6 protein-coding genes are annotated in these 5,639 nt (G+C 72.8%); all 6 read left to right on the forward strand.

Features of this window, described 5'->3' with window-relative positions:
• Positions 1 to 140: 140 nt before the first annotated feature.
• On the forward strand, positions 141 to 1,007 hold the full coding sequence (fliP, locus tag EBM89_RS19165; RefSeq protein ID WP_199732204.1) for a flagellar type III secretion system pore protein FliP: 867 nt from the start codon (positions 141 to 143) through the stop codon (positions 1,005 to 1,007).
• On the forward strand, positions 1,007 to 1,279 hold the full coding sequence (gene fliQ, locus EBM89_RS19170; protein WP_122151204.1) for a flagellar biosynthesis protein FliQ: 273 nt from the start codon (positions 1,007 to 1,009) through the stop codon (positions 1,277 to 1,279). The genes fliP and fliQ overlap by 1 nt, the downstream gene beginning before the upstream one ends.
• A gap of 6 nt (positions 1,280 to 1,285) precedes the next feature.
• The gene (locus tag EBM89_RS19175) at positions 1,286 to 2,059 is read left to right on the forward strand and encodes a flagellar biosynthetic protein FliR (RefSeq protein ID WP_122151205.1); all 774 of its coding nucleotides are present in this window, start codon (positions 1,286 to 1,288) and stop codon (positions 2,057 to 2,059) included.
• Positions 2,056 to 3,222 carry an EscU/YscU/HrcU family type III secretion system export apparatus switch protein gene (locus tag EBM89_RS19180; RefSeq protein WP_233571860.1) on the forward strand — a complete coding sequence of 389 codons (1,167 nt, stop codon included), beginning with the start codon at positions 2,056 to 2,058 and terminating at the stop codon, positions 3,220 to 3,222. Before EBM89_RS19175 ends, EBM89_RS19180 begins: the two co-directional genes overlap by 4 nt.
• A gap of 73 nt (positions 3,223 to 3,295) precedes the next feature.
• Complete coding sequence (locus EBM89_RS19185; RefSeq protein ID WP_122151206.1) at positions 3,296 to 5,365, forward strand: flagellar biosynthesis protein FlhA; 2,070 nt, start codon at positions 3,296 to 3,298, stop codon at positions 5,363 to 5,365.
• On the forward strand, positions 5,343 to 5,639 hold a 297-nt coding region (locus EBM89_RS19190; protein ID WP_199732205.1), incomplete at its 3' end, for a hypothetical protein. The genes EBM89_RS19185 and EBM89_RS19190, both read left to right, overlap by 23 nt.

Here is a 5,639-nt window from a genome sequence, read left to right on the forward strand (position 1 = left end):
GCGGTCGTCCCGGCCGTCCCCGCGGTGCGCCCCGCCGACCTGCCCGAGCCCGCCGCCGCCGGCGCGCTGCACGGCTCCGTGCTCGCCCCGTCCACCTGGAAGCAGGCCGTCGCGGCGCTGCGCGAGCGGACGGTGCGCCGGTGACCACCGTCCTCGACGAGGCCCCCGCGCCCGTCACACCCGCCCGCCCTGCCCGGCGCTGGCCGCTCGTCCTGCTGGCCGTCCTCGGCCTCGTGGTCGCGCTGGTCGTGCTCGGCTCGTCCGTCGCGCACGCCGCGCCGGTCCCGCCCACCGACCCGGCCGCGCCCGCGGCGCCCGCCGACCCCGCCGACGGCGAGGTCTCCGTGTCCATCAACGGCGTCAACGGCACCCCGTCCAGCTCGATCGTGGTGCTCATCGGCATCACGCTGCTGTCGGTCGCGCCGTCGCTGCTGCTGATGATGACCGGCTTCACCAAGATCTTCGTGGTGCTGTCCCTCACCCGGAACGCGCTCGGCCTCACGACCGTGCCGCCCAACCAGGTGATCGCCGGTCTCGCGCTGTTCCTCAGCCTGTTCGTCATGGCGCCGGTGCTGTCCGACGTGAACGACGTCGCCGTGCAGCCCTACCTGAACGGCGGGATGGACTTCCAGACCGCGCTCGACGCCGGGTCCGCGCCGCTGCGCGAGTACATGCTCGGCCACACCCGCGAGCAGGACCTCGCCCTCATCACCCGGGCCGCCGACCAGCCGAACCCGGAGAGCGCGGCCACCGTGCCGATGCTCACGCTCATCCCCGCGTTCATGCTCTCCGAGCTGCGGTCGGCGTTCATCATCGGGTTCGTCATCTTCATCCCGTTCCTCGTCATCGACCTGGTCGTGTCCTCGGTCCTGATGAGCATGGGCATGATGATGCTGCCGCCCGTCATGGTGTCCCTGCCGTTCAAGCTGCTGCTGTTCGTGCTGGTCGACGGCTGGGGCCTCATCGTCACCGCCCTCGTGGGCGCCGCGTCGGCGGGAGGTGGCTGATGGACACCGCCGCCGTCCTCGACATCGGCCTCGACGCCCTGATCGTCGCCGCGAAGCTCTCCGCCCCGGTGCTGATCACCGCGCTGGTCGTCGGCTTCTCCGTGTCGCTCGTGCAGTCCGTCACCCAGATCCAGGAGGTGACGCTGTCGTTCGTGCCCAAGGCCATCGCGGCCGCGGTCGCCCTGCTGGTCTGCGGGCACTGGATGATCGCCGAGATGGTGAGCTTCACCCAGCAGCTGTTCGACCGCATCCCCGCGCTGCTCGGCGGCTGACCCGCGATGGACCTGACCCTGTCCCTGGCCGCGGTCCAGACCACGATGCTCGCCGGCGTCCGGTTCGCCGCCTTCTTCGTGGTCGCGCCGCCGTTCGCCCACCGCGGCATCCCCGGCGCGGTGAAGGCGATGCTCTCGGTCGGGCTCGCGCTCGCCGTGCTGCCGCGGCTGGAGGGGTCGATGGAGGCCACCGCGTCCACCGGGGCGTTCCTCGGCGCGCTCGTGCTGGAGGCCGTCGTCGGCGCCGCCCTGGGCTTCCTGGTCTCCCTGCTGTTCGCGGCGGTGCAGTCCGCCGGCGGGCTCATCGACCTGTTCGGCGGCTTCCAGCTCGCCCAGGCGTTCGACCCGCAGAACCAGACGTCCGGCGCGCAGTTCGGCCGGCTCTACAACTGGACCTGCCTGGTGCTGCTGTTCGTCAGCGGCGGCTACCAGCTGATGATCGCGGGACTCGCGCGCTCCTTCGACGCCGCCCCGGTCGGCTCCGGCCTGGACCTCGCCGCCATGGCGCAGTCCGTCACCACCGGGCTGACCGACATGTTCCTCGCCGCCCTGCAGATCGGCGGGCCGCTGCTGATCGTGCTGTTCCTCACCGACGTGGGCCTCGGCCTGCTGACCCGGGTCTCGCCCGCGCTGAACGCCTTCGCGATGGGCTTCCCGCTGAAGATCTTGATGACCGTCACGTTCGCGGGCTTCGCGTACCTCGCGCTGCCCGGCGTCGTCGGCGACCTCGCCGAGCGCGCCGTGACGTCGATGCTGCGCGTCGTGGGGGCGGGCTCGTGAGCGGGGCCGGGGCCGGGGGCGAGAAGACCGAGAAGGCCACAGCCCAGCGGATGAAGCAGGTCTACCGCGACGGGAAGCTCTCCCGCTCGCAGGACCTCACCGCCTGGATCGGGCTCGCCGCCGCCGCTGTGATGCTGCCCAGCACCCTGCACCGGGGCTCCGACGCGGCGCACGACCAGATCGCCGCCGTGCGGGAGGCCATCGCGCACCCCGACGCGGGCACCGTCACGAACCTGCTCGGCGACGGGCTGTGGTCCGTGGTCGGCACCATCGGCCCGATGCTCGCCGTGGTCGCGGTCGTCGTCATCGCCACCGCCGCCGCCCAGGGCGGCGTGCACCCCAAGCGGATGAAGCCGCAGGTGCAGCAGTTCAACCCCGTCAACGGCCTCAAGCGGCTGTTCGGACCCCAGACCCTGTGGGAGGGCGCGAAGACGCTGCTGAAGACCGCCGTCGTCGGCGTCGTGCTCTACCTCGCGGTGCAGGCCCTCGTGCCGCAGCTCATGGGCACCGGCCGCATCCCGCTGGAGCACATGCTCGGCGTCGCGGGGGCCGGCATCCGGCAGCTGATCGTCTGGGGCGTCGCCGCGGGCGTGCTCATGGCGGCCATCGACATGATGGTCGTCATCCGGCGCAACCGGAAGCAGACCCGCATGTCCCGCCAGGAGATCAAGGAGGAGCACAAGCGCTCCGAGGGCGATCCCCTGGTCAAGGGCCAGATCCGCTCCAAGCAGATGGCGATGAGCCGCAACCGCATGATGGCGGCCGTCGCCGACGCCGACGTGGTGGTCGTCAACCCGACCCACGTCGCCGTCGCCCTGAAGTACGTCGCCGGCAGCGGCGCCCCGCGCCTGACCGCCAAGGGGGCGGGCGCCGTCGCGGCGAAGATCCGCGAGCAGGCCGCCGAGCACCGCGTCCCGATGGTCGAGGACATCCCGCTGGCGCGCGCCCTGCACGCCGCGTGCGCCGTCGACCAGGAGATCCCCGCCTACCTGTTCAGCGCCGTCGCCCGCGTGCTGGCCTTCGTCATGCAGCTGCGCCGCCGCGGCGCCGCGCTCGGCAAGCACACCCTCCCGGGCGGCTCCGTCGCCCCGGAGGACGTCCCCACCACCGTCGCCGGCGCCCGTCGCCGGATCCGCGCGGAGAAGTCGGAGAAGACCGCATGAGCGGCCACCCGCTGCCGATCCTGAGGACGACGACCTCGCCCCGACCCGCCACCCCGACCCCCGAGGACCTGCGATGAAGAACCGGCAGATCTCCCAGCTCGCCGTCCCGGTCGGCGTCGTCGGCATCGTCCTGCTGCTCGTGGTGCCGCTGCCCGCGGCGCTGCTCGACGTGCTGATCGCCGTGAACATCACGGCGTCGCTGGTCATCCTGCTCACCAGCATGTACGTGCAGAAGCCGCTGGACTTCAGCGTCTTCCCGTCGCTGATCCTGGTGTTCACGCTGTTCCGGCTGGGGCTGAACGTCGCCTCCACCCGGCTGGTGCTGCGCGACGGGTTCGCCGGGGAGGTCATCGACGCGTTCGGCCACTTCGTCGTCGGCGGGTCCCTCGTGATCGGCCTGGTGATCTTCCTGATCCTGGTCGTCATCCAGTTCGTCGTCATCACCAACGGTGCGGGCCGCGTCGCCGAGGTCGGCGCCCGCTTCACCCTCGACGCGATGCCCGGCAAGCAGATGGCCATCGACGCCGACCTGAACTCCGGCCTCATCGACGAGGACACCGCCCGCAAGCGGCGCGCCGAGATCACCGCCGAGGCCGACTTCTACGGCGCCATGGACGGTGGCTCCAAGTTCGTCAAGGGCGACGCCATCGCGGGCATCATCATCACGATCATCAACCTGGTCGGCGGGTTCGTCATCGGGATCGCCCAGATGGGCCTGACGTTCCAGGAGTCGCTGGAGAAGTTCTCGCTGCTGACCATCGGCGACGGCCTCGTCACGCAGATCCCCGCCCTGCTGCTGTCGGTGTCCACCGGCATCGTCGTCACCCGGGCCACGGCCGAGGGCGACATGGGCACGGTCGCGTCCAAGCAGCTGTCGCAGTCCCGCAACGCCCTGCTGATCGCGGGCTGCGGCGCGCTGGCCCTGGCGCTGCTGCCCGGGATGCCGAAGCTGCCGTTCGTCCTCGTCGGTGCCGCCCTGCTGATCGTGGCCCAGCGGGTCAAGGCGACGGAGGCCCGCGAGGCCCGCGAGGCCGAGCGCGTCGCCGCCACCAACGCCGCGACCGGCGCCACCCCCACGTCGAACGACACCCCCGAGGCGCTGATCGAGCAGATGCGCGTGCACACGCTCGAGATCCTGCTCGCCCCCGACCTGGTCGACATGGTCGGCAACGGCCCCGAGCAGGACCTGCTGCACCGCGTGCGCGGCCTGCGCCGCAAGATCGCCATGGAGCTCGGCATCGTCGTGCCGCCCGTGCGCACCCGCGACTCCGTCGACCTGCCCCGCTCCACCTACGTCGTGCGGATCTCCGGCGTCGAGGCGGGGCGCGGCGAGGTGCCGTCGGGCCGCGTGCTCGCGCTGGGCGACGACCTCGGCGCCCTGCCCGGCCAGTCCGTCGTCGAGCCCGTGTTCGGGCTGCCCGGCAAGTGGGTCGCCGCCGAGCTGCGGCACGCCGCCGAGATGGCCGGCGCCACCGTCGTGGACCGCGTCTCCGTGCTCATCACCCACCTCGGGTCGATCATCACCACCAACGCGCCGCGGCTGCTCGGCCGCGAGGACGTGCGGGTGCTCACCGAGGGCGTCAAGCAGGTCAACCCGTCCGTGGTCGAGGAGCTCGTGCCGGGCCTGCTGTCGCTGGGCGAGGTGCAGCGCGTGCTGCAGGGGCTGCTCGCCGAGGAGGTGCCCATCCGGGACCTGTCGCGGATCTACGAGGCGCTGACCCTGCGCGCCAAGTCCGGCACCGACCCCGAGAGCCTGGTCGAGGCCGCCCGCGGCGCGCTCGGCCCGGCGCTGTCCGCGCAGTACGTGCAGGACGGGGTGCTGCGCGTGCTCACCCTGGAGCCGGTGTTCGAGCAGCAGCTCGTCGAGGCCCTGCGCCCGACGGACGCCGGCACGCAGATCGTCACCGACCCCACCCGCCTGGAGGCCATGCTGGAGCGGCTGCGCGTCGCCGTCGCCGAGGCCGAGGCCACCGGCCGGTCCGTCGTCCTGGTGTGCGCGCCCGCCCTGCGGCCCGCGCTGCGCAAGGTCGTCATCCTGGCGCTGGAGCGCCTGCCCGTGCTCTCCTACGCGGAGGTGACGGGCGGCGGCGCCCGGATCGAGACCGTCGGGGTGGTGAGCGGTGCCCACGCGATTGCTGCTTGAGGGGGCCGACCTGGCCGAGCTCATGGTGCACGTCCGCGCCGAGTTCGGACCCACCGCGCGGATCGTGCGCGCCGAGCGCGTGCGGACCGGCGGGGTCGCGGGCTTCTTCGCGCGCGAGCGCTACGAGCTGACCATCGACGTGCCCGACGGGCCCGCGCCCGCGGCGGCGCCCTCGCTGCTGCGGCGGCGGGGCATCACGGTGTCCGGCGCCTCCACGACGCCCGGCGGACCGGCCCCCGCGGGCATCGACGCGCTGCTCGCCGCCGCCGACGCG

Origin of the sequence: Cellulomonas triticagri (assembly GCF_003696205.1) — a bacterium.
GTDB classification, from domain to species: Bacteria; Actinomycetota; Actinomycetes; order Actinomycetales; family Cellulomonadaceae; genus Cellulomonas; species Cellulomonas triticagri.

What these genes read in the sequence shown, in the direction of transcription:
- EBM89_RS19175 (WP_122151205.1), top strand. Translation starts at nt 1,286, where the DNA reads ATGGACCTGACCCTGTCCCTGGCCGCGGTCCAGACCACGATGCTCGCC.
- fliQ (WP_122151204.1), top strand. Translation starts at nt 1,007, where the DNA reads ATGGACACCGCCGCCGTCCTCGACATCGGCCTCGACGCCCTGATCGTC.
- EBM89_RS19185 (WP_122151206.1), top strand. Translation starts at nt 3,296, where the DNA reads ATGAAGAACCGGCAGATCTCCCAGCTCGCCGTCCCGGTCGGCGTCGTC.